This window comes from Thauera sp. K11, assembly GCF_002354895.1.
Lineage (GTDB): Bacteria > Pseudomonadota > Gammaproteobacteria > Burkholderiales > Rhodocyclaceae > Thauera > Thauera sinica.
Genome location: NZ_CP023439.1, coordinates 4,150,135 through 4,176,748, shown reverse-complemented (window position 1 = coordinate 4,176,748; position 26,614 = coordinate 4,150,135). Strand labels below are relative to the sequence as shown.

18 protein-coding genes and 1 pseudogene are annotated in these 26,614 nt (G+C 66.2%); 2 read left to right on the top strand and 17 right to left on the bottom strand.

Annotated elements, in window-relative coordinates:
- Positions 1-161: 161 nt before the first annotated feature.
- The 16 genes and pseudogenes from CCZ27_RS18250 to CCZ27_RS18180 form a co-directional block, all read right to left on the bottom strand.
- Entirely contained in the window at positions 162-1,799 is a 1,638-nt protein-coding gene (locus CCZ27_RS18250) for an ABC-F family ATPase (protein WP_096450600.1), read from the bottom strand.
- Between the two features lie 179 nt (positions 1,800-1,978).
- A complete protein-coding gene (trhP, locus tag CCZ27_RS18245; protein WP_096450598.1) occupies positions 1,979-3,394 on the bottom strand; it encodes a prephenate-dependent tRNA uridine(34) hydroxylase TrhP in 1,416 nt (471 codons plus the stop codon).
- 270 nt (positions 3,395-3,664) lie between these two features.
- Complete coding sequence (locus tag CCZ27_RS24650; RefSeq protein ID WP_332460884.1) at positions 3,665-4,072, bottom strand: hypothetical protein; 408 nt, start codon at positions 4,070-4,072, stop codon at positions 3,665-3,667.
- A 362-nt stretch (positions 4,073-4,434) separates the two neighbouring features.
- Positions 4,435-4,533: pseudogene (locus CCZ27_RS24835) on the bottom strand (hypothetical protein); the annotation flags it as partial.
- Between the two features lie 518 nt (positions 4,534-5,051).
- Positions 5,052-6,407, bottom strand: a complete 1,356-nt coding sequence (gene tssL / locus CCZ27_RS18235; RefSeq protein ID WP_096450596.1) for a type VI secretion system protein TssL, long form — start codon at positions 6,405-6,407, stop codon at positions 5,052-5,054.
- Positions 6,408-6,462: 55 nt separating this feature from the next.
- Positions 6,463-6,741 (bottom strand): PAAR domain-containing protein, encoded by a 279-nt coding sequence (locus tag CCZ27_RS18230; RefSeq protein WP_096450594.1) that lies wholly within the window; start codon positions 6,739-6,741, stop codon positions 6,463-6,465.
- 47 nt (positions 6,742-6,788) lie between these two features.
- Complete coding sequence (locus tag CCZ27_RS18225) at positions 6,789-7,787, bottom strand: PoNe immunity protein domain-containing protein (RefSeq protein WP_096450592.1); 999 nt, start codon at positions 7,785-7,787, stop codon at positions 6,789-6,791.
- Positions 7,780-9,798: a PoNe immunity protein domain-containing protein gene (locus tag CCZ27_RS18220; RefSeq protein WP_096450590.1), complete on the bottom strand. Its 2,019-nt coding sequence runs from the start codon at positions 9,796-9,798 to the stop codon at positions 7,780-7,782. Before CCZ27_RS18220 ends, CCZ27_RS18225 begins: the two co-directional genes overlap by 8 nt.
- A gap of 101 nt (positions 9,799-9,899) precedes the next feature.
- Entirely contained in the window at positions 9,900-10,907 is a 1,008-nt protein-coding gene (locus CCZ27_RS18215) for a PoNe immunity protein domain-containing protein (RefSeq protein ID WP_096450588.1), read from the bottom strand.
- A gap of 101 nt (positions 10,908-11,008) precedes the next feature.
- On the bottom strand, positions 11,009-12,022 hold the full coding sequence (locus CCZ27_RS18210; RefSeq protein ID WP_096450586.1) for a PoNe immunity protein domain-containing protein: 1,014 nt from the start codon (positions 12,020-12,022) through the stop codon (positions 11,009-11,011).
- 5 nt (positions 12,023-12,027) lie between these two features.
- The gene (locus tag CCZ27_RS18205) at positions 12,028-13,473 is read right to left on the bottom strand and encodes a hypothetical protein (RefSeq protein ID WP_096450584.1); all 1,446 of its coding nucleotides are present in this window, start codon (positions 13,471-13,473) and stop codon (positions 12,028-12,030) included.
- A complete protein-coding gene (locus tag CCZ27_RS18200; RefSeq protein WP_096450582.1) occupies positions 13,466-16,291 on the bottom strand; it encodes a type VI secretion system Vgr family protein in 2,826 nt (941 codons plus the stop codon). The genes CCZ27_RS18205 and CCZ27_RS18200 overlap by 8 nt, the downstream gene beginning before the upstream one ends.
- Complete coding sequence (locus CCZ27_RS18195) at positions 16,288-17,472, bottom strand: hypothetical protein (RefSeq protein ID WP_096450580.1); 1,185 nt, start codon at positions 17,470-17,472, stop codon at positions 16,288-16,290. The genes CCZ27_RS18200 and CCZ27_RS18195 overlap by 4 nt, the downstream gene beginning before the upstream one ends.
- 27 nt (positions 17,473-17,499) lie before the next feature.
- Positions 17,500-18,783, bottom strand: a complete 1,284-nt coding sequence (locus tag CCZ27_RS18190) for a hypothetical protein (RefSeq protein ID WP_096450578.1) — start codon at positions 18,781-18,783, stop codon at positions 17,500-17,502.
- An 8-nt stretch (positions 18,784-18,791) separates the two neighbouring features.
- Positions 18,792-19,826 (bottom strand): hypothetical protein, encoded by a 1,035-nt coding sequence (locus CCZ27_RS18185; RefSeq protein WP_096450576.1) that lies wholly within the window; start codon positions 19,824-19,826, stop codon positions 18,792-18,794.
- Position 19,827: 1 nt separating this feature from the next.
- Positions 19,828-22,557, bottom strand: coding sequence for a type VI secretion system Vgr family protein (locus CCZ27_RS18180; RefSeq protein WP_096450574.1), 2,730 nt, complete (start codon positions 22,555-22,557; stop codon positions 19,828-19,830).
- Positions 22,558-22,944: 387 nt separating this feature from the next.
- Here CCZ27_RS18180 and CCZ27_RS18175 point away from each other — a divergent pair, with 387 nt between their 5' ends.
- Positions 22,945-23,157 carry a DUF3079 domain-containing protein gene (locus tag CCZ27_RS18175; protein WP_096450572.1) on the top strand — a complete coding sequence of 71 codons (213 nt, stop codon included), beginning with the start codon at positions 22,945-22,947 and terminating at the stop codon, positions 23,155-23,157.
- Between the two features lie 144 nt (positions 23,158-23,301).
- Entirely contained in the window at positions 23,302-24,321 is a 1,020-nt protein-coding gene (locus CCZ27_RS18170) for an ATP synthase subunit B family protein (RefSeq protein ID WP_096450570.1), read from the top strand.
- Between the two features lie 24 nt (positions 24,322-24,345).
- Here the strand turns inward: CCZ27_RS18170 and CCZ27_RS18165 are convergent, their stop codons facing one another.
- Positions 24,346-26,505 (bottom strand): phytoene desaturase family protein, encoded by a 2,160-nt coding sequence (locus CCZ27_RS18165; protein WP_157748633.1) that lies wholly within the window; start codon positions 26,503-26,505, stop codon positions 24,346-24,348.
- Positions 26,506-26,614: the final 109 nt, after the last annotated feature.

The following is a 26,614-nucleotide window of genomic DNA, read 5'->3' as shown; positions in this document are numbered from 1 at the left end:
AGAGATACATGGTGAGGATGCGTGCGTCAAGCTGCACAAACCGGCGGCTGGGGCGTTCTTCGTGGAATATCAGCCACTTGACCGGCTCTCCCGGCGCCCCTGTCCGGAGATGCCCACGGCTGCCGCGCTCCTGCTCCCGCGTCTCCAGCCGTGGGGAACGCTCAGGCGTCGCTGCCGCCGAACACGTACTTGGCGAGATATTCCTCGTAGGTGCCGCGGTAGTCGATGATCCTGCGGTCGAGCTTGATCTCGATGATGCGGGTCGCCAGCGAACTGACGAATTCGCGGTCGTGAGAGATGAAGATCAGCGTGCCGGTGAATTTGTCGAGGCCGCTGTTGAGCGACTCGATCGATTCCATGTCGAGGTGGTTGGTCGGCTCGTCCATCAGCAGCACGTTGGGGCGCGACAGCATCAGCTTGCCGAACAGCATGCGGCCCTGTTCGCCGCCGGAGATCACCCTGACCGATTTCTTGACCTCGTCGCCGGAGAACAGCAGGCGGCCCAGCGTGCCGCGCATCAGCGTCTCGTTGTCCTCGCCGGTGGCCGCGGCGGTGATGCGCGAGTAGTCGGCGATCCACTCGGTGAGGCTCGCGTCGCTGGCGAACTCGGCCGAGTGGTCCTGCGCGTAGTAGCCGGGCTTGGCCTTCTCGGCCCACTTCACCTGGCCCTTCTGCGGAGCGAGTTCGCCGACCAGCAGCTTCATCAGCGTGGTCTTGCCGACGCCGTTCTCGCCGATGATCGCGACCCTCTCGCCGGCCTCGATGGCGATCGAGAACCTGTCGATCAGCGGTCCTTCCATGCCTTCGTAGCCGAAGCTGATGTTGTCCACCTCGCAGGCGAGGCGGTGCAGCTTGTCCTTCTCGTCGTACTCGAAGCGGATCCACGGGTACTGGCGGCTGGAGGGCTTCACGTCCTCGGGCTTGAGCTTCTCGATCAGCTTCAGGCGGCTGGTGGCCTGCTTGGCCTTGGACTTGTTGGCCGAGAAGCGGCGCACGAATTCCTGCAGGTCCTGGATCTTTTCCTTGGCGCGGGCGTTGGCGGCGGACTGGCGCTCGCGGGCCAACGTCGACGCTTCCATGTAGTCGTCGTAGTTGCCCGGGTAGATCGTGATCGTGCCGAAGTCCAGGTCGGCCATGTGGGTACAGACCTGGTTCAGGAAGTGGCGGTCGTGCGAGATGATGACCATCGTGCAGTCGCGGTTGTTGAGCACGTCCTCGAGCCAGCGGATGGTGTTGATGTCGAGGTTGTTGGTCGGTTCGTCCAGCAGCAGGATCTCGGGGTTGGCGAACAGCGCCTGGCACAGCAGCACGCGCAGCTTCCAGCCCGGGGCGACGTTCTTCATCGGCCCGTCGTGCAGCTCGGTGCCGATGCCCACGCCCAGCAGCAGTTCGCCGGCGCGCGACTCGGCGGTGTAGCCGTCGTACTCGGCGAACCTGCCTTCGAGTTCGGCGGCGTGCATGTAGTCTTCTTCGGTGGCCTCGGGGTTGGCGTAGATCGCGTCCTTCTCCTGCATGCAGGTCCACATTTCCTCGTGGCCCATCATCACCACGTCGAGCACGCGCATGTCTTCGTAGGCGAACTGGTCCTGGCGCAGGTAGGCCATGCGCTCGTGCGGGTCCTTCGACACGTTGCCGGCGGAGGATTCGAGCAAGCCGCACAGGATCTTCATGAAGGTCGACTTGCCGGCGCCGTTGGCGCCGATGAGGCCATAGCGGTTGCCGTCGCCGAACTTGACGGAGACGTTTTCGAAGAGGGGCTTGGCCCCGAATTGCATCGTGATGTTGGCGGCGACGAGCACGGAAGATCCTGTTTCTGCAAGAAAATCAAGCGCGGGATTATAGCGCAAGAGGGCTTGGACATCCCCGGTATCTGGATGCGAGGGGTGCCGATCCGCGCCGAGGGGGATGTTCCTTCCGCAGCCGGCGGAGCGAATACCCCGCGCGGCGCAACCTCGGCACCGATACGTATCAGACCGAATCAGATGAAACGCGCGATATAGCAGGGCTCGCCCGGCGACGCGCCGTCCGGCAGCGGCAGCCACACCCGGCGCCCGCTGCCCGGCACCAGCGCCAGCGCCTCGCCGTCCGCATTCTCGATGCGCTCCGCCACCGCCTCGCGGTTGCCGCCCGGCAGCACGAATTCCAGCCGGTCGCCCTGCGCGAAGCGGTTCTTCACCTCCACCTCGGCCAGCCCGCGCGCCGCATCGAACCCCACCACCTCGCCCACCAGCAGGCTGCGGCCCGATTCCGAATGGCCGCGCAGGTAGTTCTGGTGTTCCGGCGTGTGGTGGCGCTGGTAGAAACCGTCGGTGTAGCCGCGGCTCGCCAGCCCTTCCAGTTCGCCCAGCAATCGGGTGTCGAAGGCCCGGCCGGCCAGCGCGTCGTCGATCGCGCGGCGATAGCTCTGGCTGGCGCGCGCGGCGTAGTAGGGACTCTTCGTGCGGCCCTCGATCTTCAGCGAATCCACGCCGATTCCCACCAGCCGCTGCACATGCTCGATCGCGCGCAGATCGCGCGAATTCAGGATGTAGGTGCCGTGCTCGTCTTCCTCGATCGGCATCAGTTCGCCGGGCCGGGTGCCTTCCTCCAGCAGCCACACCTTGCTGCCGCCGACGTGGCGGGGGCCGCCGCCCAGCCCCCGCCCCAGGGCCGCATCCTGCCCGCCGCGCGTGGCCGTGCCCACCGCGCCGGCCTCGCGCGGATTGCCGATCGGCGCGCCGCCGCAGGTCTGCACGTCGCCGGTGCCGTTCTCGGCGGCCTCGTGCAGCTTGTAGTCCCAGCGGCACGAATTGGTGCAGGTGCCCTGGTTGGGGTCGCGGTGGTTGAAGTAGCCCGACAGCAGGCAGCGGCCGGAATAGGCGATGCACAGCGCGCCATGCACGAACACTTCCAGCTCCATGTCCGGGCAGGCGTCGCGGATCTCGGCGACTTCGTCCAGCGACAGCTCGCGCGACAGGATGATGCGCTTGACCCCCACCGACTGCCAGAAGCGCACCGACGCATGGTTCGTCGTGTTGGCCTGCACCGACAGGTGGATGTCCACGTCCGGCCAGCGCTCGCGCACCATCATGATGAGGCCGGGGTCGGCCATGATCAGCGCGTCGGGCTTCATCGCGATGACGGGCGCCATGTCCTCGTCGAAGGTACGGACCTTGGCGTTGTGCGGGTAGATGTTGGCCACCAGGTAGAAAGACTTGCCGGCGGCGCGGGCCTCCTCGATGCCGGCGGCGAGCACGTCCAGGCGGCCGAAGCCGTTGTTGCGCACGCGCAGCGAGTAGCGCGGCTGGCCGGCATAGACCGCGTCCGCGCCGTAGGCGAAGGCGGTGCGCATCATGTCGAGCGAGCCGGCGGGGGCGAGCAGTTCGGGACGGCGGAGCGGAGACGGCGGGGGCATCGGCGGGCAGGGGCGGGAACGGGAGGCGGATTGTACCGGTTCGCCGGGCACGCCGTTTTTCGTGCATCGGGGCGGGGCGCGGGAGTGCTTCGAATCCGGTGTGGCGGCGGGGGATGCGTTCCTCGGGCTACAGAACTCGCCCTCGCTGCGCTCGGTGCTCGGACAGTCCCCGCCCGTTCCACGCATCCCCCGCCGCCACACCTGCCCCGGACGTTCTTGGGACCCATCGTGCCTGCGGCTCGACAAGGAAGAGGAATACGGCGGCGCGGATCAGGGTGTCGCCCGGCCGGCCCACCAGCCGCTCATCAGCCCGGCGGGCTTGCGGCAGGCGCTGACCCGCGCACTGGCCTTCCACGCCTGCACATGCACGTCGAGCCCGGCGAAGACGCCGTAGCCCGCGCCCGCGCGGATCTCGCCGCCGGCCTCCAGGCTCTCGCCGGCGCGGATGGCGCCGTCGGCCGCGATCGCCTCGCCCGCCTTGACTCCCCAGCCGGCCTCGATGTGCATGGCGCTGCAAATGGAGCGCCCGGCGACGATGCCGTGGCCGGTGCGCAGGCCGGCGGCGCACACGTCGCCCCCCGCCTGCACGCCCTTGCCGCAGCGCAGCTCGCCTTCGGCGCGGAGGTCGCCGCCGACGAAGGCGTTTCCCGCCAGCTCCAGCACCCCGCCGCAATGCACGTCCCACCCGCGCGCAGGTCGCCGCCGCCGCGTACGTCGCCGCTCGCCTCGATGCCCCAGCCGACCCGGATGTCGCCGCCCGCCTCGATCCTGTCCCCGGCGCGGATGCCGCCGGCGACGCGCAGCTCTCCCCCCGCGATCAGCGCTTCTCCGGCGCGCACGCCGCCGCCGGCACGGATGTCGCGCCCTGTACGGACGATGCCCGCGACGTCGATGTTGCCGCGCACTTCCAGGGTGCCGGCGAAGACGATGGCGTCGGCATCGACGTCATCCAGCACGCGCACGCCGTCGGACGGGCCGAACTGGTCGAGCAGCCAGCATGCGTCGCCGATACGGCCGGCAGCCACCAGCGCATCCAGCAGTTCCTGGTAGTTGCTCCCATCCTGGTAGTGGCGGACGAACCAGCGGAATCCGTCGGTGCACGGACGCTTGGTTTTGACGAAGTCTTTCGTGAGATCCATGGACTTGACCCTCGTGCAATCGTGCCGCCACGTGCGTCGTGGCGGCTGGATCGCAGCCGGGCGGAAATGGAACGATGAGATGCAAAGAACGCTCCCGGCTGCACGTTGAACAAGGCGCCGATGCGCCCTGGGCAAGGTGCCGTGCGGGGAGCTTGGGGCCCTCAGGCCCGGTGCTGGCCCCGCACGGCCGTGGAAAGCACGGCGGGAGACCCTGTTACCCTGAATGCCAGTTCTGGCGTGATGCCGGGCAGCGCGGACGCGGCAAGGCCCATGCGCGCACGGCCACCCGCGCAGTGCGCGAGGGGAGAGGCCGGGGAGCGATGGGCGGCGTTCATCGGTGCGTAAGTGGCGGATGTGAAACGGGAAGCCGCATTGTAGGCCAGTCCTGGCGATGTGCCCATGGGGCGGACGGCGGGCCGCGCTTTCCGCCCGCCACCGGCAACCCGAACGCGACCAGGAAATGGGTGGAAGTGACGAAATCGTCTTTTCTCACGTCGATGCTCGCGCGTTCCTGATCGTCACTGCGCCACCACCACTTCCACCCGGCGGTTGCGGGCGCGGCCGGCAGGCGTCGCGTTGTCCGCCAGCGGTTCGGTATCGCCTTTGCCCAGCGTTTCCAGCCGCGCCTTGCCGACGCCCTTGCCCGCCAGATGGGCGGCAACGGCGGTGGCCCGCTTTTCCGACAGCACTTGGTTGGAAGGGAATTCCGGCGTCTTGATCGGCTGGCCGTCCGAATGGCCGGTGACGACCACCCTGCCCGGCACCTTGGCGATCTCCGCCGCCAGACGGTCGAGGGTGGCGACGATCCTGGGCGATACCCTCGCCTGCGCCGGCAGGAACATGTCGTCGCCGCGGAACACCACGCTGCTGCGGAAAGCCTCGTCCTTGACCGTGACCCTGCCCGCCGCGATCTCGTCCCGGAGCAGTTCGGCAAGCCGCAGGCGCGCTGTGGGCGGCGATGCAGGCGGCACCGCCATCTTGGCGATGGCCTCGATCTGGGCCACCACCCGGTTGGTCTCCTGCACCAGCCAGTACTTGTGCCAGGCAAAGAACGCGAGCACGACCAATCCGAGCACGCTGGCCGTCACCCACACCGGGATGCTGTACAAGGGCTTGAACAGCTTGTCCGCCTCGGCCCACAAGTTCGGCGACAACGCCGGATCGACTGGCCCCTGGGCCGCATGGAGGATGGTGTAGAGGCGGTGGCGCACCGCTTCCAGTTTGCGGGCACCGTCGGATTCGGTGGCGTACTGCCCCTCGAAGCCCATGCAGAGGATGCGGTACATCACCTCCAGCAGATCGATGTGTTCCTGCGGCTGCTCGGCCAATCGGCCGATCAGCAGAAAGAATTTGCGCCCGCCTTCCACGTCCTGGTGAAAGCGCTGGGCGAGGCTGTATTCCGCCCATACGCCCGAAGCGCCCCACGCCGTGCTGCTGGCAGCTTCATCCACGGCCGTACACAGGCAATAGCGCGCGGTGATCACATGCTCGCGGCGCAGACTGGCCTTGTCGCACAGGCTCTGGAACGTCATGACTTCCTGTTCGAGCAGTTTCCGAAAGACAGGCATCGCTTCATGGTCGGCGGGCAAATTGTCCGGCATTTCCGCCAGCATGCGCAGGAGCGGAATGGATGCCTGCAGCAGAGGATTCCGGGCTGACAAGATGTATCCCAGTCTCTCTTCCACGTCCGGTTCCGGATCGAGGAGCGGCTTCTCCGAAGAGCGGCCACGACCATCTGTGGCCCTCTCGTTGCTACTGGTTGCGGGGCGATTGCCTTCCGGACCAGTCGAAGGCGTTGTTGCCCGGTTTGCCTGCGACCCGGATGGGCTTTCTTCATCCTCGATGAATTGAATCGGTACTTCGCTGTCAGCCATGTTCCAACCCTGTCTTTGCTTGTTGTTCGTTGTTCAGCACGCATTCCCTGCGCGCTCACCCCACGCTATCGGGACGGCTGCCGATCAAGGCGCAGCCACATTCCGTCTTGTGGCCTGACAAGGCGACAGGGATGCCATCCAGCGTCCAGTCCGGATCGCCTTCGATGATCTTGTTGATGCCGTGCGGCTTGCTGCCGGGATAGCGTTGCGGACAATCGACCAGGTCTCCCAGGCGGGCGATGGCTCTGCCGTCCAGACTGTCCGTGGGCGATCCGCTGATGACCCTGCCGCCATGCGTGGTCATGTCGCCGACGACGATGACTGTTCTGCTCATGATGTCCTCCAGTAAACTGTGTTGAGTTCGTTGGGATGTCCGGCACGTCACAGACCCTTGAAATACCAGGTGACGGCCCCGGAGGGGCCGATCTCCGGCCCGGGCATGGTTTCGCCCTGCCGCATCCGTATTTCCTTGCCGCGGAGGTGGATGGCGTACCACATGCCCTCCTGCGGGCATGGCTCGCCGGGGCGGGCCGAAAGAACCTGAAGGGCGGCTGCGCCGGATGCAGGTGGTGGCCGCCGATCCGGCTCGGCCTGGTAGGCGCGCGCGAAATCGACCAGATCCTTCGGGTAGGTCACGTGATTCCGGAAGCGGCCGTCGTCGATGTCCTTCAGGTAGCACAGCGCCGCCAGTTCGAAGCACCAGTAGCCGAAGTACCCGCCGTGCCCCTCGTCGTCGATGTCCTTGTGGGTGTCGTGGAACGGCATACCTTCATTGGAGGCATACCATCTTTCCACCGCCTCCTTCATCAAGGTGCTCTGTTCGGCGGGGTCGTCGCTGTCGATGGCGTCGAGGGCCGGGGTGTACGGCTCGTCGTGATACCAGGCGTTCACGAAACCGCGTCCAGGGATAAAGGGCGAGATCAACTCCTCATAGATCGCGTCCGCCCCTTGAAACCCTAGGAAAAGCGCATCGATACGAGGTAACAAATCCTCGCGCCGAAGCAGGATGGTCAGCCCCACCAATAGCACTGCCGACAGGTATTCCGAGCGGTAACCAAATCCGAAAATCGATCCTTCGGGTTTCGCGCCGATGACGCCCGCGGCTTTGGCGAAGGTTTCCCACGCTTCTACGACTTCATCCAGATCGTCCCGGAGCTTCTCTATGGGCTCGCCTGCTGTATAGCGGAGATGAAGGAGATTCTTGATTTGAGATGCTTGGCCCCTTAATGTGGATTTACGTATATCAATCGGCAGTTCAGGGTCAGCAAGTCGTTGCTTGCGCATCGGGAATGCAATCTCAAACGTTTCCCGTTCCCAAATCTTATAGAACCCCTCCGTCAAAAATGGCTGACGTCGACGTTCAAGAAAATTCTCACCCATGGTGCCGCTCCGTCAGTTGCGCCAGGCAGGCATCGATCTGTTCTCCGCCGCGGGCATCGATGCCGAGATCTGCGAGGTCTTCCTCGATCATGAAGCCCAGGGCGGGGGGGCCGAATTCCGGGGTTGCCGGTCGGGCAGTCTGGCTGGTTTCGCCGTAGTAAACCGTCGCCATGCCGATTGGAACGTCCTTGAGTGTGGCGCTGCCTTCGGCATCGAGCAGCCCTTCCCGAACCTGCCCGTCGGCAAACACGACCCGGTAGGGCGCACCGCTGACCGGGCAGAGATCGGGATAGTGGTAAAAGAGCGTCATCTCCGGCTTTCGGCTCAGGCCGTCGGAATGGCTCCCCGGCTGGGCCGTCGCCTGCTTGGTGATCGCCGCCGAGTTCTTCGGAACCCGTTCCAGCCAGCGTTTCACCCGCTGTTCCACGACGCTGACGATCATGGGAATGTTCGCCATGGCCAGATCGAGGCCCTGCAACATGTCCTGCCGTACCGATGCCGGGCGGCGGCCGAATATCTCGGAGTTCGCGACCTCCGTCCGGGCGCCTTCGATCAGGGAGCGGATGAACCCCGCGTCGAGGCTTTCCATCAGGAACGCCTGAGGATTCACCTTGTGGCCGGCCTGGTAGAGCGTGTGGCGCATCGCGTCGAGCAGCAGCGGGGCGTAGCGCTCCGGGTCCCGGTTGACCGTCTTCAGGGTTTTCTTGATTCCGTCTCCCGGCCCGGGTATCCAGCCGACCACCGCCATCACCATGTTGAAGCACGCTTCTTCCCGCTGCTCGGCCGAGCCGTTCTGGCTGTGATGCAGGTCGTAGGCAGCGTAGGCCGTGTCGTAGATGTCGATGGCCTGCTCGAGAAAGGGCAGCGTGCCTAGCGCCACCGCCTGGTCGACATCGCCCGGAAAATCCTGCAGATCCACTTGATCAGCATGGTGTCGCTCCGTCAGTTGCGCCGGGCAGGCATCGATTTGTTCCGAGTCGCGGACGGACAGGCCGATCTCCGCGAGATCTTCCGCAATCCTGAAACCAAGGGAGGGTTTGCCGGATTCCGGCGTTGCCGGCGGGGCGGTCTGGCTGGTTTCGCCGTAATAAACCGTCGCTGCGCCGATCGGAACGTCCTCGAGCGTGGCGCTGCCTCCGGCGTCGAACCGGCCTTCCCGAACCTGAAAGGCGGCTGCGCCGGGTTCCGGTGGCGGCTGCCGATCCGGCTCGGCCCGGTAGGTCCGTGCAAAATCGACCAGATCCTTCGGGTAGGTCACGTGATTCCGGAAGCGGCTGTCGTCGATGTCCTTCAGGTAGCACAGCGCCGCCAGTTCGAAGCACCAGTAGCCGAAATACCCGCCGTGCCCCTCGTCGTCGATGTCCTTGTGGGTGCCGTGGAACGGTAGCCCTTCGTTTGCGGCGTACCATCTTTCCACCGCTTCCTTCATCAAGGCGCTTTGCTCAGCGGGATCTGTGCTGTCAATCGCGTTGAGTGCCGCGGTGTACGGCTCGTCGTGATACCAGGCGTTCACGAAACCTCGCCCAGGAATAAAGGGCGAGATCAACTCCTCATAGATCGCGTCGGCCCCATGAAAACCGAAACACAGAGCGTCGATCCGGGGCAGCAAGCCCTCGCGCCGAAGCAGAATGGTGAGACCCGCCAACAACACCGCAGGCAGGTATTCCGAACGATAACCGAATCCGAAAATCGATCCCGCGGGTTGTGTGCCGATGACTCCCGCGGCTTTGGCAAAGGCTTCCCACGCTTCGACGACTTCATCCAGATCGCCCCGGAGTTTCTCGATTGGCTCGCCCGCCGTGTAGCGGAGGTGCAGCAGGTTGGTAGTCTCGGAGGCGTGGCCTTCGAGCATGCATTTCCTGCCTAATGGCGACAATTTAGGGTCTGCCAGTTCTTTTGCCGTTATCGGCCTTGCAATCTCAAACGTTTCCCGCTCCCAAGTCTTATAGAACCCTTCCGTCAGGAACGGCTGACGGCGGCGCTCGAGGAAATTGGTCTTGATGTCTTCCATGGCTTCTCTTTCCGGGCTTTGGATTTCTGCTGATTCATACTGGTCGCACCTTTCTTTCCTGAATTGCGCCGACCTGTCGGCAAAGCGCGGCCCGCGGCCCGTCACGGCCCCTTGAAATACCAGGTGACGGCGCCGGAGGGGCCGATCTCCGGCCCGGGCATGGTTTCGCCCTGCCGCATCCGTATTTCCTTGCCGCGGAGGTGGACGGCGAACCACACGCCTTCCCGCGGGCAGGGCTCACCGGGGCGGGCCGAAAGAACCTGAAAAGTGGCTGCGCCGGGTTCCGGTGGCGGCTGCCGATCCGGCTCGGCCCGGTAGGCTCGGGCAAAATCGACCAGATCCTTCGGGTAGGTCAGGTGATTCCGGAAACGGCTGTCGTCGATGTTCTTCAGGTAGCACAGCGCCGCCAGTTCGAAGCACCAGTAGCCGAAGTACCCGCCATGCCCCTCGTCGTCGATGTCCTTGTGGGTGCCGTGGAACGGCATTCCTTCATTTGAGGCGTACCATCTTTCCACCGCTTCCTTCATCAAGGCGCTTTGCTCGTTGGGATCGTTGCTGTCGATGGCGTCGAGGGCCTCGGTGTATGGCTCGGCGTGATACCACGTGTCTACAAAACCGCGACCGGGAATAAAGGGGGACACCAGTTCTTCATAAACGGCGTCAACCCCTCGAAAGCTGAAAGACAGAGCGTCGATTCGAGGCAACAAGTCCTCGCGTCGCAGCAGAATGGTGAGACCCACCAGCAACACCGCAGGCAGGTATTCTGAGCGATAACCAAATCCGAAAATCGATCCCGCGGGTTGTGTGCCGATGACGCCCGCGGCTTTGGCAAAGGCTTCCCACGCTTCGACGACTTCATCCAGATCGCCCCGGAGTTTCTCGATCGGCTCGCCCGCCGTGTAGCGGAGGTGCAGCAGGTTGGTGGTCTCGGAGGCGTGGCCTTCGAGCATGTATTTTCTGCCTAATGGCGACAATGTAGGATCGGCCAGTTCTTCAGCCGTCACCCGCCGCCTAATCTCAAAGGTTTCCCGCACCCAGGTCTTATAAAACCCTTCCGTCAAAAACGGCTGACGGCGGCGTTCGAGGAAATTGGTCTTGATGTCTTCCATGGCTTCTATTTCCGGGCTTTGGATTTCTGCTGATTCATACTGGTCGCACCTTTCTTTCCTGAATTGCGCCGACCTGTCGGCAAAGTACGGCCCGCGGTCCGTCACGGCCCCTTGAAATACCAGGTGACGGCTCCGGACGGGCCGATCTTCGGGCCGGGCATGGTTTCGCCCTGCCGCATCCGTATTTCCTTGCCGCGGAGGTGGACGGCGAACCACACGCCTTCCCGCGGGCAGGGCTCACCGGGGCGGGCCGAAAGAACCTGAAAGGTGGCTGCGCCGGACGTCGGTGGCGGCTGCCGATCCGGCTCGGCGCGGTAGGCTCGGGCAAAATCGACCAGATCCTTCGGGTAGGTCAGGTGATTCCGGAAGCGGCTGTCGTCGATGTTCTTCAGGTAGCACAACGCCGCCAGTTCGAAGCACCAGTAGCCGAAATACCCGCCGTGCCCCTCGTCGTCGATGTCCTTGTGGGTGCCGTGGAACGGCAGCCCTTCGTTCGCGGCATACCATCTCTCCACCGCTTCCTTCATCAAGGCGCTTTGCTCGTTGGGATCGTCGCTGTCCAGGACGTCGACAACCAACGCATACGGGTCATCATGGAACCACGTGTATTTGTCGCTTTCCTCGGCGGGGGGCAGAAACGGTTCCGTCAGCGCGTCATAGATCGAGTCGTCGCGCCGGTAGATGTGGCAAAGCTCGTGGATACGGGGAATCAGGTCTTCCCGGCGCATCAGGATCGCCACGCCGACCAGTTGGACGATGTCGTTGTAGTCCGTCCGATAGCTGAAGCGGAATGCCGACCATTCCTCATCCCCCTTGAACTCTCTTTGAACCTTGGCGAAGTCCTCCCATGCCGCTACGACCTCGTCCAGATCGCTCCGGAGCTTTTCGATGGGTTCGCCCGCTGTGTAGCGGAGATGAAGGAGATGGGTGGTTTCGGAGGCGTGGCCCTCGAGCATGTACTTTCTGCCTAATGGCGATAATTTGGGATCTGCCAGCTCCCTAGCTGTTATCGGCCGCCTAATCTCAAAAGTTTCCCGTTCCCAAGTCTTATAAAACCCTTCCATCAGAAACGGCTGACGGCGGCGTTCGAGGAAATTGGTCTTGATGTCTTCCATGGCTTCTATTTCCGGGCTTTGGATTTCTGCTGATTCATACTGGTCGTGCCTTTCTTCCCTGCACGGTCCTGCGGCTTGTCTTCGGGTGCTTCGGTAAACACATTCGTAAAATTGTCGATGTCGGTCTGATGCGCCGTGTGCTCTGCGGCGGAAACCTCCCGCTTCTCTTCTAAGGCCAGATCTAGTTCTTCGCGGTGAACCTTACCGGCACCAGAGGCTGTCGAAACTTGAATTACATGGCGGGAGTATTTATTAGGATTCCCCAGTATTTTTTGCATACTTGGGCTCAAACCCTTGTGTCTCTCGACCCGTTGTCGAATCCACTTGTGGCTCATCTTCGGCACGTCATTTGGCAACGGCGCTGGCGGCACAGCACGGGCATTCCCGCCCTTCACCTGCTTGCGGTATTCTCGTTGCTCCGCCCGCTTGGCCGGCTGCAGGCTCTTGTCCTGCGCCGATTCGGCAATGAGCAGGCTCCGTATCCCGGATTCAGAGAGCGGCACGCTCCGCGTCTTGTATTCCACCACCGCGTACGGCCGCGCCCGACCGGTCCGCCAGATCGCATCGATGCCCCGGCCGCGTGCCTTGATCTGGTGCTGCAACCGCATGAGCCGTGCGCCATCCGTGAGCTTTGCGCTGCCTGTGCCGATATCGTGCTGCGCCGTTTGCCGGCCCCAGCCCAGTTCGTCCTGGCAGTGGTAGTCGCCCACGTGCTCGCCGATGCTTTCCTGCCGCTGGTTCAGGTTTGCCGTGGCGATCTCGGCGGCGTTCGCCGTCCCGTTGAAGGCCGATACCCCGTGCGCTTGCCCGTGCGTCCCGACCTCGCCTTCCCGGCGCCCCTGCTGCTGCCCCGGCGGCTGCTTCGGGGCCGGATGGGCGGTTTGCCTCGTGACCGCCGCCGTGTTCTTCGGAACCACTTTCAGCCAGCGTTTCACCCGGCGCTCCACGACACCGACGATCACGGGGATGTTCGCCATGGTCAGATTGAGGCCCCGCAGCATGCCCTCCTGTACGAGCGCCGGGCAGTGACTGAAGAATTCCGACTTCGCGATATCCGACCTGGCGCCTTCGATCAGGGAGCGGATGCGCTCCGCGTCGATGCTTTCCATCAGGAAGGCGTAAGGGTCGACCTTGTAGCCTGCTTGGTAGAGCACGTAGCGCACCGCATCGAGCAGCAGCGGTGCGTAGCGTTCCGGGTCCCGGTTGATGGTCTTCAGGGTCTTCTTGATCCCGTCGCCCGGCCCGGGTATCCAGCCCACCGCCGCCATCACCACGCCGAAGCACGCTTCTTCACGCTGCTCGGCCGAGCCGTCTTTGTTCTGATACAGGTCGTAGGCGGCATAGGCCGTGTCGTAGATGTCAATGGCCTGCCCGAGAAAGGGCAGCATGCCGAGCGCGACCGACTTGCCGACATCGACCAGGAAGTCCTGCAGATCGACTTGATCAGTCATGGTGCCGCTCCGTCAGTTGCGCCAGGCAGGCATCGATCTGTTCCCAGCCGCGGACGGACAGGCCGATCTCCGCGAGATCTTCCGCGATCCTGAAACCAAGGGAGGGTTTGCCGAACTCCGGCGTTGCCGGCGGGGCGGTCTGGCTGGTTTCGCCGTAGTAGACCGTCGCTGCGCCGATTGGAACGTCCTTGAGCGTGGCGCTGCCTTCGGTGTCGAGTCGGCCTTCCCGAACCTGCCCGTCGGCAAACACGACCCGATAGGGGGCGCCGCTGACCGGGCAGAGATCGGGATAGTGGTAAAGGAGCGTCATGTCCGGTTTTCGACTCAGGGCGTCGTAATCCGTGAAGGGCGGCATCCGCACCGGCACGCTCTTCGGTCCGACCATGGAGAATGCGGCGCGGTGGATCGTGACTTTTCCGGAGGTGCCGGCCTCGATCGTGTCGGCGGCAAGCCGGACGTAGCTTCCGCCACCATTGAGTTCGAGTTGCTTGGTGGCGGAGATGGCGATCGTCTCGGCGGTTTCGTTGATCGAGACCTTTGCCAGCAGGTTGATGCTGTGCTTCAGCGCATGCAGGTCGATGTCGTCATGAGCGGCAACCAGGCGCAGCCCCAGCTTGTGGGCAAAGAGCTTGATGCCCGCCCTGACGCTGGCGAAGAGACCTTTGCCGCTGGCGATGCCGACACTGCCGCCGGTGGTGATGCCGGCGTGTTCGTCGCTGGCCAGATGGGTACTGCCGGCCGTGGTCACCTCGATGCCGGCCGGGCTGGAGAGCGTCAGGTGCGGCTGGGCGAATTCCGGGAAATGCCCGCGTTCGGCATTGCCCATCCCTTCACCTTGCAGGGCCTTGTTCTGGGCGGCCACGCGTGCGGCGACTGCATCCTGTTCGCCGCGGGTTTGCGCCTCATGCTGGCGGGCGAGATCGGCCAGTTGGGTATGTGTTTCCTCGGCCATCTCCAGCCGTGCCAGCGTCTCGCCCATGGATTTGACATGGCTGGCGGCGTGGCTGCGGGTTTCGGTGGTGAGCAGCATGCCCGCCCCGGCGCGCACGACGCCGTGCGCATCGGTGCGCAGTTCGAACCCTTCCCCGCGCCGGTCGGCCCGCCCGCTGGTGTCGGGAATGCGGGTGATGCTGCCGAGGTTCAGTTGGCTCAGCGCATGGTCGGAGGACAGTTGCGCCTGGATCTGGCCTTCGCTGTCGTCGAACACGAGGTGGTTGTTGCGCTGGCCGTACAGTTCCTTGCTGCGCAAACCCGAGAGCGCCTGGTTGCCGGGCAGTTGCCAGGGCGGCAGGTTCTGGTTGTCGGCCACCCGGCCGGTAACGATGGGTTTGTCCGGGTCGCCGCCTTCGAAGCTGACGAGCACCTCGTGGCCGATGCGGGGGAGCTGGATGCCGCCGTACTGGTTGCCGGCCCAGGCGGTGGAGACCCGCAGCCAGCAGGAGGAATGGTCGTCGCTGCGGTGGTAGCGGTCCCACGGGAAGGCGACCTTGACGCGGCCGTAGGGGTCGGTCCAGATCTCCTTGCCCGCCGGGCCGGTGACGATGGCGCGCACCGGGCCGCCGATGGCCGGGCGGGGATGGTTCAGCGGCGGCCGATAGACCTCTCGCGTCGGTTGCAGCTCGAGATCGACGGTGCAGCGCCATTGCTGGGCGGGGATGCCGGCGCTGCCCTGGCTTTCCTGGGCAATCTCTTCGATGTCCAGGCGCGCGGACAGGATCAGCCATTCGATGTTGGCCGCGTCCTGCGGGTGTTTCTTCAGGTGGAAGGTGTGGCCGGCGGCCAGGCCGCGGACGTTGCCCCGGGCGCTGGCCTGCCAGCCGGCGGCGCGCAGGGCCTGCAGGCGCACGCGGGCGAAGTGTCCGCCTTCGGCGCGCGGGTCGTTGGCCGGGCCGGACATGCCGCCGGCGCCGGCCTTGGGCTGGCTGGTGTCGGCCGGCCAGTGGAAGACTTCGTGGTCGGCATGGCCGGTGGGGCGCGGGTCGTGGTGGCGGACGGCCAGATCGGCGCGGCGGCGGGTGTAGTCGACGTCGGTGCCGGCCCAGGCGCCGGTGACGAGGCGGTCCCGGATGGAGACGGCGTGCAGGTATTCCTCGTCGAGCTTGTGGCCGGGCGGGTAGACGCTCACCTGCCGGTAGGCGTCGCTGGGCGAAGGGCGATAGGCGCCGGGCTGGTCGGCGAGGATCAGGCGGTGCTTGCCGTCGGCGTGCTCGAACCACCAGGCGATGCCCCATTCTTCGCACAGGCGGGCGAAGAAGTGGTAGTCGGTTTCGTTGAACTGGGTCTGGTAGTCGCGCGGCGGGTACTTGGCGGTCTGCAGGCGCTTTTCGACGACGAAGGGGGTGTCGGCGAAGAGGTCGTCCAGGATCTGGATGACGGTCTTGTCCTGGAAGATCCTGCAGTCGGCGGTGAGGGTGGCGAGCCACAGCCAGGGGCGCAGGGTGAGGCCATAGACGTGGTGGCGGCCTTCTTCGCGCAGGTAGCGGGCCTCGGCGATGAGTGCGGAGATTTCGCGCACGCCGGCGCCCTGGTTGGCCAGCCCCTGGTCGCCGACGGCGCCGGGGATGAAGTGGCCCCGGCCTTCGAGCTGGATGCTGACGGTGATCTCGCGGCCGACCATGCCGGCAAGGTCGAAGTTGGCGGCCAGGCTGGGGGCGAAGGCGAGCGCGTCGGGGGTCTTGAGTTCGAGCAGGTAGGTGAAGAGCGACGAGAGCCCTTCTTCCCCGGACAGGCGCACCGGCACCAGGGCAGGCTGGCCGAGGTGCTGCGGCAGCGCGGCGCTTTGGGCCGTCAGCGTGCGGGCGGATTTGAAGCGGTTCATGGCCGGTCGTCCTTACTGGGATACCCCACGCCTTCCCGCAGGCACGGCTGGCCCGGCCGCGCCGAGAGCGCGGGCGGCTTCGGCTGCGCCGGTGCGGATGGCGGACGGGGTGCCCGGCGCTCGGGCGAGGGCCAGTCGCTGCCTTCGTCGAAGCGCCCCATCCAGCGCGGCCCGCTCTGGAAATCGAAGCGCGGATTCGGGTCGTCGTCCCACGGGTCGAGCGAGAGCAGGTTCAAGTCGTCGCAACGCACCGGGCGGATCAGCCGGTTGGCGATCACCGGCAGTTCCGGCACGCCGTCTTCGATCGGGTACAGCGACAGCTCCCCCAGTTCGATCCAGTAGCTCGTCCGCCCGTCGCTGCTGCGCGGCAGGGCTTCGATGCGGATGCGTGCATCGTTCAGCCCTTCGTACAGGCGTAGTTCGTCCAATCCCAGCTTGTCGAACCAGTGGGGCGACAGCAGGAAGCCCCAGGTCGGCGTGCGCAGCCCGGCGCCGAGGCGGGCCGGATTGACCCAGCCCTTCTCATTTCGGTGGTACTGGAAGCCCATGTCACCGGGGTGGTCGATGTCCAGCCCGTAGAAGTGGTCGGCGCAGATGCGCTCCAGGACGTCGCTTTCGTAGGCGCCGGTGTTGCCGATCTCGAAGCCGCTGTAGCACTGTTCCGGTTCCAGCAGGTGCAGGCAGGCGAGCACGAATTCCCGCCATTCCCGCCGATGCTCGACATACCAGCTATGGCGGAAGGTGATCTTGAGCGTGGTGTAATCCATCGCGCTGCAATTGGTCACCTGCGCGTCGATGGCCCAGCGGGCCGAGGCGAGCGGGCTGTCCATGTCGGTGGCCCGAACCCAGAATTCCTTGCCCTGGTCCAGTGCCTTGCGCGCCTCGGCGCGCAAGTCGGTCGGCAGGCGCTTGTCGCTGGCCTTGAACCAGACTTGGGTGGCATCCTTCCAAACCTTGCGGTAGGGCGAATCGATCATCCGCTCCAGCCGGTGGTGGAGGTCGATCATCTTGTCGCACAGGCTCAGGAACTGCGCGTCATGGTGGTAGACGTAGAAGGTAATGAACGGGCATACGCCGTATTCCTGGTCTTCGTAGCCGTAGGTATAGCCATACCCCTTCTTGGTCTCGGCGATGAATTCGGCGATTTCCTCGTCGGTGAGATACAACTCGCTGGTGCTCATGGTCCTTTCTTCCCTCTGACAAGCCCGTCACGGCCCCTTGAAATACCAGGTGACCGCCCCGGACGGGCCGATCTTCGGCCCGGGCATGGTTTCGCCCTGCCGCATGCGTATTTCCTTGCCACGCAGGTGGATGGCGAACCACACGCCTTCTCGCGGGCAGGGCTCGCCGGGGCGGGCCGAGAGCGTGGGCGGCTTCGGCTGCGCCGGTGCGGATGGCGGACGGGGTGCCCGGTGCTCGGGCGAGGGCCAGTCGCTGCCTTCGTCGAAGCGTCCCATCCAGCGCGGCCCGCTCTGGAAATCGAAGCGCGGATTCGGGTCGCCGTCCCACGGATCGAGCGAGAGCAGGTTCAAGTCGTCGCAACGCACCGGGCGGATCAGCCGGTTGGCGATCACCGGCAGTTCCGGCACGCCGTCTTCGACCGGGTACAGCGACAGATCCCCCAGTTCGATCCAGTAGCTCGTCCGCCCGTCGCTGCCGCGCGGCAGGGCTTCGATGCGGATGCGTGCATCGTTCAGCCCTTCGTACAGGCGTAGTTCGTCCAGCCCCAGCTTGTCGAACCAGTGGGGCGACAGCAGGAAGCCCCAGGTGGGCGTGCGCATCCCGGCGCCGAGGCGGGCCGGATTGACCCAGCCGTCCTCGTCCCGGTGGTACTGGAAACCCATGTCGCCGGGGTGGTCGATGTCCAGCCCGTAGAAGTGGTCGGCGCAGATGCGCTCCAGGACGTCGCTTTCGTAGGCGCCCATCACCCCGGCCGCGGTGTTGCCGATCTCGAAGCCGCTGTAGCACTGTTCCGGTTCCAGCAAGCGCAGGCAGGCGAGCACGAATTCCCGCCATTCCCGCCGATGCTCGACATACCAGCTATGGCGGAAGGTAATCTTGAGCGTGGTGTAGCGCATGGCGCTGTTCTTGGTCACACGTGCGTCGATGGCCCAGCGGGCCGAGGCGAGCGGGCTGTCCATATCGGTGGACTGAATCCAGAATGAGCGATGCTGAGCCTGTGCCTTGCGCGCCTCGGCGCGCAGGTCGGTCGGCAGGCGTTTGTCGCCGGCCTTGAACCAGGTTTCGGTGGCATCCTTCAGAACCTTGCGGTAGGGCGAATCGATCATCCGCTCCAGCCGGTGGTGGATGTCGATCATCTTGTCGCACAGGCTCAGGAATTGTGCATCATGGTGGTAGACGTAGAAGGTAATGAACGGGCATACGCCGTATTCACGCCCTTCGTCGCCGTAGAAGTACTGCGGCTCGGCCTTGGTCTCCCGGATGAACTCGGCAATTTCCTCGTCGCTCAGGTAGGTTTCGCTGGTGCTCATGGGTTTCCTCAACGGTTGTGCTTGCGTCCGGGTTTGCGTTGCGAGCCCGCGCGGGCGGGCTTGCCATCCTCGTCACGGGCTTTGGCCTTGTCCTCGGGGTAGCGGAAGAGCGACACCCGGCAGCCGAGGGTGACGCCCTTGCCGCCGTAGGTGCGCGCCTTGCCGATAGCCTCGGTCTTGACCTTGGCGCATCTGTCGCTGAGTTCCTTGTATCCCTCGAATTGCCGGTTTTCGATCTTGTCGCGCTCAAACTTGATCTCGACAAGGGCAAAGACGTTGTCCTTGCGCAGCGGCGTCTTGCGGTAGTCGGGGATGGCCAGGTCGGCGGCCAGGCTGCCGCGCCCGCGATGGGGCAGCGGGTAGAAGGGGTTGATCGACGGCCCCCTGCGCAAGAGCCTGGTGCCTTCGAGCGGCGGGTCGGCGTAGCCGGGGCCCGGGCCGAAGCTGGCTTCCGCCTTGAGCGGGCTGGCCCACTCGACGAGGTCGTCCATGAACTCGAAGATGAGGCTGGCCATCAACTGCTTCTGGCGCACGACGATGAATTGGTCGATGTCTTCGATGTAGCCCAGCTCCGTGGCGCCGGCCGCCAGGATCTCCAGCAGGACTTTCTTCCTGGCCGCACCCAGGTCCTTGAGTTCGGCGCCCGGCCGGCGGCGCACGGAAACGACCGGCATGCGGTCGGCCTGGTCGCAGACCATGGAGATCACTTGGCGGAAGGGAATCTTCTGCTGGATGGCGGTCTGGATCAGGGGGCTCCTGGCCCCGCGCCCGCTGGCCTGGCGCGTGACTTCCTGCTGGATCTTGCCGTCCGCCTCGGTCGCGGCCCACAGCGCGGCACGCTCTGTCTCATGATCGACCTTGGCCGCGATCTCTTCCATCAGGGCCTCCATGTTCTTGCGGATTTCGGCCTTGGCTGCCTCGACATTCTTGGAGAACTCGCCCACGCCGTCGTACAGCGCCCTGCTGAGGTCGTAGATTTCGTAAGCGGTGATGGCGGCACTCACCAGTTCGAGGATGGCCCAGGCAATGGCTGGCACGGCCATGTCAGCCTCCCTTCCCGGCCAGCCGGGACTGCCAGTCTTCCGTCAGGCGCTCGCTTTCGCGCAACACGGCTTTTTCTACCGAAACGCGCCTGGGCGATTCGGTTTCGATCACCCGGATATGCCCGTCCGGATCGGTGTACTCGTGTTTGAGCATTTCGCCGTCCACTCCGGCCTGACAACGGTAGCCTTCATAGGGGCGCCCATCGTTCTTGAAGATCTGGTAGCGGGCTGCATACGGACCGGCGACGGCCAATGGCATGTCGGGCATCCGCACCGGCACGCTCTTCGGTCCGACCATGGAGAATGCGGCGCGGTGGACCGTGACCTTGCCTGCGGTGCCGGCCTCGATCTCGTCCTTGGCCAGGCGGATATAGCTGCCGCCGCCGTTGATGATGATTTCCTTCTTGGCCTGGAATTGGATGGTTTCGGCAGTGCAGGTGATGCCGAGCTTGGCGACGAGGTTGATCGCGTGCTTCAGGGCGTGCACGTCGATGTCGTCGTGGGCGGCGACGAACTTCATGCCCTTCTCCTGGGTGAAGAGGCTGATCTTCTCCTTCACGCTGGCGAAGAATCCCTTGCCGCTGGCGATGCCGAGGTCGCCGCCGGTGGTGAGCGCGGTGTGCTCGCCGCTGGCGAGGTGGATGCTGCCGCCGCTTGTCGCGGCAATGCCCGAGGGGCTGGACAGCGTGAGATGCGGTGCGGCGAATTCAGGGAAATGGCCGGATTCGGGGTTGGGCGCTCCCTCGCCCCGCAGGTCCTGGTTCTGGCGCTCCAACGCGTCCGAGACCTCATCCTGCTCGCCGCTGGTTTGCGCCTCATGCTGGCGAGCCAGGTCGGCGAGTGCCGCATGCGCTTCCTGCGCGGCTTCCAGCCGAGCCAGCGTCTCGCCCATGGATTTGACATGGCTGGCGGCGTGGCTGCGGGTTTCGGTGGTGAGCAGCATGCCCGCCCCGGCGCGCACGACGCCGTGCGCATCGGTGCGCAGTTCGAACCCTTCCCCGCGCCGGTCGGCCCGCCCGCTGGTGTCGGGAATGCGGGTGATGCTGCCGAGGTTCAGTTGGCTCAGCGCATGGTCGGAGGACAGTTGCGCCTGGATCTGGCCTTCGCTGTCGTCGAGCACGAGGTGGTTGTTGCGCTGGCCGTACAGTTCCTTGCTGCGCAAACCCGAGAGCGCCTGGTTGCCGGGCAGTTGCCAGGGCGGCAGGTTCTGGTTGTCGGCCACCCGGCCGGTAACGATGGGTTTGTCCGGGTCGCCGCCTTCGAAGCTGACGAGCACCTCGTGGCCGATGCGGGGGAGCTGGATGCCGCCGTACTGGTTGCCGGCCCAGGCGGTGGAGACCCGCAGCCAGCAGGAGGAATGGTCGTCGCTGCGGTGGTAGCGGTCCCACGGGAAGGCGACCTTGACGCGGCCGTAGGGGTCGGTCCAGATCTCCTTGCCCGCCGGGCCGGTGACGATGGCGCGCACCGGGCCGCCGATGGCCGGGCGGGGATGGTTCAGCGGCGGCCGATAGACCTCTCGCGTCGGTTGCAGCTCGAGATCGACGGTGCAGCGCCATTGCTGGGCGGGGATGCCGGCGCTGCCCTGGCTTTCCTGGGCAATCTCTTCGATGTCCAGGCGCGCGGACAGGATCAGCCATTCGATGTTGGCCGCGTCCTGCGGGTGTTTCTTCAGGTGGAAGGTGTGGCCGGCGGCCAGGCCGCGGACGTTGCCCCGGGCGCTGGCCTGCCAGCCGGCGGCGCGCAGGGCCTGCAGGCGCACGCGGGCGAAGTGTCCGCCTTCGGCGCGCGGGTCGTTGGCCGGGCCGGACATGCCGCCGGCGCCGGCCTTGGGCTGGCTGGTGTCGGCCGGCCAGTGGAAGACTTCGTGGTCGGCATGGCCGGTGGGGCGCGGGTCGTGGTGGCGGACGGCCAGATCGGCGCGGCGGCGGGTGTAGTCGACGTCGGTGCCGGCCCAGGCGCCGGTGACGAGGCGGTCCCGGATGGAGACGGCGTGCAGGTATTCCTCGTCGAGCTTGTGGCCGGGCGGGTAGACGCTCACCTGCCGGTAGGCGTCGCTGGGCGAAGGGCGATAGGCGCCGGGCTGGTCGGCGAGGATCAGGCGGTGCTTGCCGTCGGCGTGCTCGAACCACCAGGCGATGCCCCATTCTTCGCACAGGCGGGCGAAGAAGTGGTAGTCGGTTTCGTTGAACTGGGTCTGGTAGTCGCGCGGCGGGTACTTGGCGGTCTGCAGGCGCTTTTCGACGACGAAGGGGGTGTCGGCGAAGAGGTCGTCCAGGATCTGGATGACGGTCTTGTCCTGGAAGATCCTGCAGTCGGCGGTGAGGGTGGCGAGCCACAGCCAGGGGCGCAGGGTGAGGCCATAGACGTGGTGGCGGCCTTCTTCGCGCAGGTAGCGGGCCTCGGCGATGAGTGCGGAGATTTCGCGCACGCCGGCGCCCTGGTTGGCCAGCCCCTGGTCGCCGACGGCGCCGGGGATGAAGTGGCCCCGGCCTTCGAGCTGGATGCTGACGGTGATCTCGCGGCCGACCATGCCGGCAAGGTCGAAGTTGGCGGCCAGGCTGGGGGCGAAGGCGAGCGCGTCGGGGGTCTTGAGTTCGAGCAGGTAGGTGAAGAGCGACGAGAGCCCTTCTTCCCCGGACAGGCGCACCGGCACCAGGGCAGGCTGGCCGAGGTGCTGCGGCAGCGCGGCGCTTTGGGCCGTCAGCGTGCGGGGGGCGTCAAACAGGCCCATGGGCGACCGTCCTCATGGTGAGGGATGGATGCAGCAAGATCGGCATGCGCTTCTCCTTCGCGAAACGGGTTGGGACGGATCGTCGGGCGGCGGGCGCGCCCTTCGGGAATCCGGCAAAGGCCGTGGCAGGCGCCTGCCTGGCGATTCCGCGATCATGATCCTGCAGGACATTTGGATAGGCGTGTTTTGCTGGAAGGGCGCAAACCTTTGATTGCAGGCTCGGGCGCATCGGCGGCGGCCGCGAGCCAGTGCTGGACGAGGGGCGTACGTCCGGTGTGTTCGGGGAGCGGTGCAGGCCGGGCAGGACTTGAGCCAGGTCAAGGCCGGTGTCCGATAGTTGAGTAATCTTGTCGGGTATCGACGATGTCCCCGCTTTCCACACCCGCCATGGCCAAGAAGTTTCCTCTCCACCCGAGGCATCCCGAGCGGATCTGCTGGGGATGCGACAAGTATTGCCCTGCCGATTCGCTCGGTTGCGGCAACGGTTCGGGGCGCACGCAGCATCCGATGGAAGTCCTGGGGGAGGACTGGTACGAGTACGGGGACTGGGGGCTGGACGTCGAGGAGGGGGACAAGACGGCGGGTGGCGGTTCGCGCTGAGCGCGCGGGCGCAGGGCTGCGGGCGCGGTCCGGTCTGGTGAGCCGGGGCGGGACGGGTTAGGCTGGTCGATGATGGCGTTCGCCGCGGCCGGTCGTGCGCCGGCCGGCGGGCCGCGTCTGCCCACCTTCCGCCCAGGGGCCTCCATGAACTCGTCCGTAGCCACCGTTGCCGGAGCCGATCTCAAGCGCCTTGCCGACCGATACCGGGAACGGGCGCAGAAGTACGAGCGTACGGCCAGGGTCTATCTCTACATCATCATCTTCGTGCTGTCGGCCTGCATCCTGATCTTCGCGGGGGCGGACCGGCTTGCGGGCGCCTTGTTCAAGACCGCGGCGGAGCGCGAGGTGGAGGCGGTGCTGCGCCAGGCGACCATGCAGACCTTGCGCAACCTGTCCGCCGCGTCGCAACGGTTGCAGGACGGGGTGCAGGGCGATGCGGTTCTTCCGGCGCCGGCTGCTCCGCGTCTGCCTTCCGTTCCTCCCGCGCCGGCTGCAGGGGTTCCGGCGATGCCGCCGGGCCTGCCCGGCGTGGCGCCGTCGCCGATGCCCGGTCCCGCGGCCGGCACCGCGGTGCCGAAGGCCGGCAAGCAGCCGCCGGCGCGGGCGACGTCCGGCAACGAGGGGCTGCACCGGACCATCAAGCAACTGTATGAGGACAATGCTGCGCTCCACGAGCAGCTTGCGCAGGCGCGCGGCCGTCTCGGGGAGGAGGCCGATCGCTTGTCGATCGAGGAGCTGCGCAAGGATGCAGCCGTCGAGGTGGCGCAGATCCGTGCCAACGTCGACGAGAGCCGTGCCTCGGCGGACCGCGACATCGCGCAGGCGAAGGCCGACGTGGAACGCGCCGCCGTGGAGGAGGCCACGCGCCGGGCCGAAGACCTGAACGCGCTGATCGCCAGTTCGGTCGCCCGCGTCGGTGCCGCGGTGATCGTCATCCTGCTGGTCCGGATCTTCCTGCGCGACAGGCAGCGGCTGATCCTGCTGGGGGGCTTCTATCTCGGCCTTGCGGATGCGATCGAGATCAGCGGCGGCGATCCGGCGCGGCTCAAGGAATGGCTGCCGCAACTGGTTCCGCCCGCGGTTGCGGCGCCGGACGACGTGCCGACGCCGATCGAGTCGGTCATGCAGGCGGTGGTGGAGCTGGCGAAGCGGGGGCGCGTCTGACGGCTTTGCCGCCGGCCGCCCGCATCAGGCCGGCGTGGGGGGCGCGGCGCGTGCGAGCAGGCCCGGCAGCAGCGCTTCGGCGGCGTAGGCGCCGGAGATGACGACCGCCTCGATACCCGGCCCATGGGTGGCCGCGCCGGCCACCACGAGGTTGCGCACCGGCGATTTGGTAGGGATGGCGCCGTGGCTGCGCATGCCGTAGATGGCGCCGCCGGTTGCCCAGGCGTAGCGCTGGAAGGTGAGCGGGCTGGCGTCGGTGCGGTAGATGATGCGCTGGTCCAGGTCGGGGATGGCCTGCCGCGCCAGTGCGATCAGGCGGTCGCCGGCAGCCTGCTTGCGCGCGAGGTATGGTGCCGAGCGGCGGTATGCGCGGTGGTCGTGGCCTTCCTCGGCGCGATCGTCGGCCGGCATGTCCGCAAACCAGGCTTGCGCCTCGTCCGGACGCATCAAGGCCAGCAGTTCGACGGTGGAATGGCCGGGCGGCGCGCAGCCCGGGTCCACCTGCGACGGGATGACGATGGACACCGCTCCGCCTGCGCCCTCCACGTGGACGATCGGCGGCATGGCCAGCATGCCCTTCACCGCCAGGCTCACGCCCATCGCCGAGCATGTGGGCTGCAGTCGCCCGGCCAGTTCCCGTACGCCGGGCGGCGCTTCGTCCCGGGGGAGCAGCCGGGTCAGGCTCTGGCCGAGGTCGGCATTGGTGATCACCGCCCGCGCCTGCACGCTGCGCTCCGGGCCGTTCTGTCCGCGCACGACGACGCCTTTCGCCGCGCCGTCCCCGGTGACGATGCGCAGCACCTCGGTGCGCAGGTGGACGCGCCCGCCGCGCGCCTCGATGGCTTCGACCAGCCGCCGCGCGATCAGGCCCGAGCCGCCCAGCGGGTAGTAGCCGCCCTCGAAGTAGTAGCCGAAGATGGGGACGATGTCGCGCACCCGGAGCCGGGCGATGTCGTCGGTGACGTAGCCCGCCAGCGCGCCTATCCATGCCTGCACCGCGCGGTCGCGCACATGGCGTTCGACGAAGTCCTGCCACGGCCGGTCGAGCCAGGCGACCGCGAGCGGATGGCGCAGGGCGAATTCGAGCAGGGCGCGCGGCGTTCCCGGCGTTCCGGGAATGCCGCCGCGTTCGGCGGCCGTCGAGAACATCGCCTCGTAGACGGCGTGGATGTCTCCGAACAGCGCGCGCAGCCCGGCCGCCTCGTGCGGGAATTCCGCGGCGAGCCGTTCGACCCAGGCGCGCCAGTCGCGCGGCACGTCGAGCGTGCGGCCGTCCAGCATGTAGCGATGATCCAGCCGCACCCATTCGTCTTCGCGGGCGATCCCCAGGCGCTCGAACACGCTGCGCACGGTGCCGCCCGGGTGCCAGCCCGACACGTCATGCACGCCGGAATCGAAGCGGAACACGAGCGGCTCGCCGCTTTGCGGGTCGCGTACGCGGGCGCGCCGGAGCCAGGTGTGGGAGAAGCCGCCGGGTACGTCGTGCTGCTCGAACACCTCCACCCGCAGGCCGGCGTCGGCCAGCAGCGCCGCCGCGGTGAGGCCGCCGATGCCGGCGCCGATCACGGCCACGTCCGCCGTGCCGCCTTCGCCCGGGGCGGCGGGATGCGATGCGCGCAGGTCGGGGGGCGGCCAGTCGTAGCGTGTGTCGCCCGCGGCCATCTTGCGCAATCCGCGCGCTACCAGCAGCCGCGGCAGCAGGATGGAGGCCAGCGCGCCGCCGGCGAGCGGGAGCCAGTGCGCTGGCGGCGGCAGCGCCAGCCACGCGGCGACCGCCAGCCAGCCGAACAGCGCGCCCCACAGGGCCGAGATCGTCTCGTTGATGGCGACGAACAGCGGTGTCGCGCTCGCGCCGCCGAATTCGGCGGCCGAGAACTCCGCCGTCCAGGGGCGCCCGCGCAGCACGCTGGCGATGGCGCCGGCCGACAGGCAGCCCATCACGATGCCGATGCCTTGCGCCGCGTCCGCGGCTGCGGCCGCCAGCCCGATCGCGGCAAGCGCGAAGCCGGCCATCAGCGCCGCCTCGAACGGCGGCGGCGGTTGCAGGCCGCGTCTCAGCAGCGATGCGCCGGCGCTCCAGGCCAGGCCGGCCAGCGCGCCGGGAAGGGCATGGCCCTGCGCCGCCGCGATCAGGAACGCCAGCAGCGGAACGAGGAACAGCTTGACTCTGAGGAAGGTTTTCATCGGGCGCATCCTGTGCCGGCCGGCGGAATGGATCGGATTGATGGAGCGATGTTTACACCGTAAACATAGCGGGCGCTGTTTACGTTGTAAACATGATTCGCCATACTGC

Coding starts and splice junctions, on each gene's coding strand:
- trhP (WP_096450598.1), bottom strand. CDS start 3,394: ATGCCCCCGCCGTCTCCGCTCCGCCGTCCCGAACTGCTCGCCCCCGCC.
- tssL (WP_096450596.1), bottom strand. CDS start 6,407: ATGGCTGACAGCGAAGTACCGATTCAATTCATCGAGGATGAAGAAAGC.
- CCZ27_RS18230 (WP_096450594.1), bottom strand. CDS start 6,741: ATGAGCAGAACAGTCATCGTCGTCGGCGACATGACCACGCATGGCGGC.
- CCZ27_RS18225 (WP_096450592.1), bottom strand. CDS start 7,787: ATGGGTGAGAATTTTCTTGAACGTCGACGTCAGCCATTTTTGACGGAG.
- CCZ27_RS18220 (WP_096450590.1), bottom strand. CDS start 9,798: ATGGAAGACATCAAGACCAATTTCCTCGAGCGCCGCCGTCAGCCGTTC.
- CCZ27_RS18215 (WP_096450588.1), bottom strand. CDS start 10,907: ATGGAAGACATCAAGACCAATTTCCTCGAACGCCGCCGTCAGCCGTTT.
- CCZ27_RS18210 (WP_096450586.1), bottom strand. CDS start 12,022: ATGGAAGACATCAAGACCAATTTCCTCGAACGCCGCCGTCAGCCGTTT.
- CCZ27_RS18205 (WP_096450584.1), bottom strand. CDS start 13,473: ATGACTGATCAAGTCGATCTGCAGGACTTCCTGGTCGATGTCGGCAAG.
- CCZ27_RS18200 (WP_096450582.1), bottom strand. CDS start 16,291: ATGAACCGCTTCAAATCCGCCCGCACGCTGACGGCCCAAAGCGCCGCG.
- CCZ27_RS18195 (WP_096450580.1), bottom strand. CDS start 17,472: ATGAGCACCAGCGAGTTGTATCTCACCGACGAGGAAATCGCCGAATTC.
- CCZ27_RS18190 (WP_096450578.1), bottom strand. CDS start 18,783: ATGAGCACCAGCGAAACCTACCTGAGCGACGAGGAAATTGCCGAGTTC.
- CCZ27_RS18185 (WP_096450576.1), bottom strand. CDS start 19,826: ATGGCCGTGCCAGCCATTGCCTGGGCCATCCTCGAACTGGTGAGTGCC.
- CCZ27_RS18180 (WP_096450574.1), bottom strand. CDS start 22,557: ATGGGCCTGTTTGACGCCCCCCGCACGCTGACGGCCCAAAGCGCCGCG.
- CCZ27_RS18175 (WP_096450572.1), top strand. CDS start 22,945: ATGGCCAAGAAGTTTCCTCTCCACCCGAGGCATCCCGAGCGGATCTGC.
- CCZ27_RS18170 (WP_096450570.1), top strand. CDS start 23,302: ATGAACTCGTCCGTAGCCACCGTTGCCGGAGCCGATCTCAAGCGCCTT.
- CCZ27_RS18165 (WP_157748633.1), bottom strand. CDS start 26,505: ATGAAAACCTTCCTCAGAGTCAAGCTGTTCCTCGTTCCGCTGCTGGCG.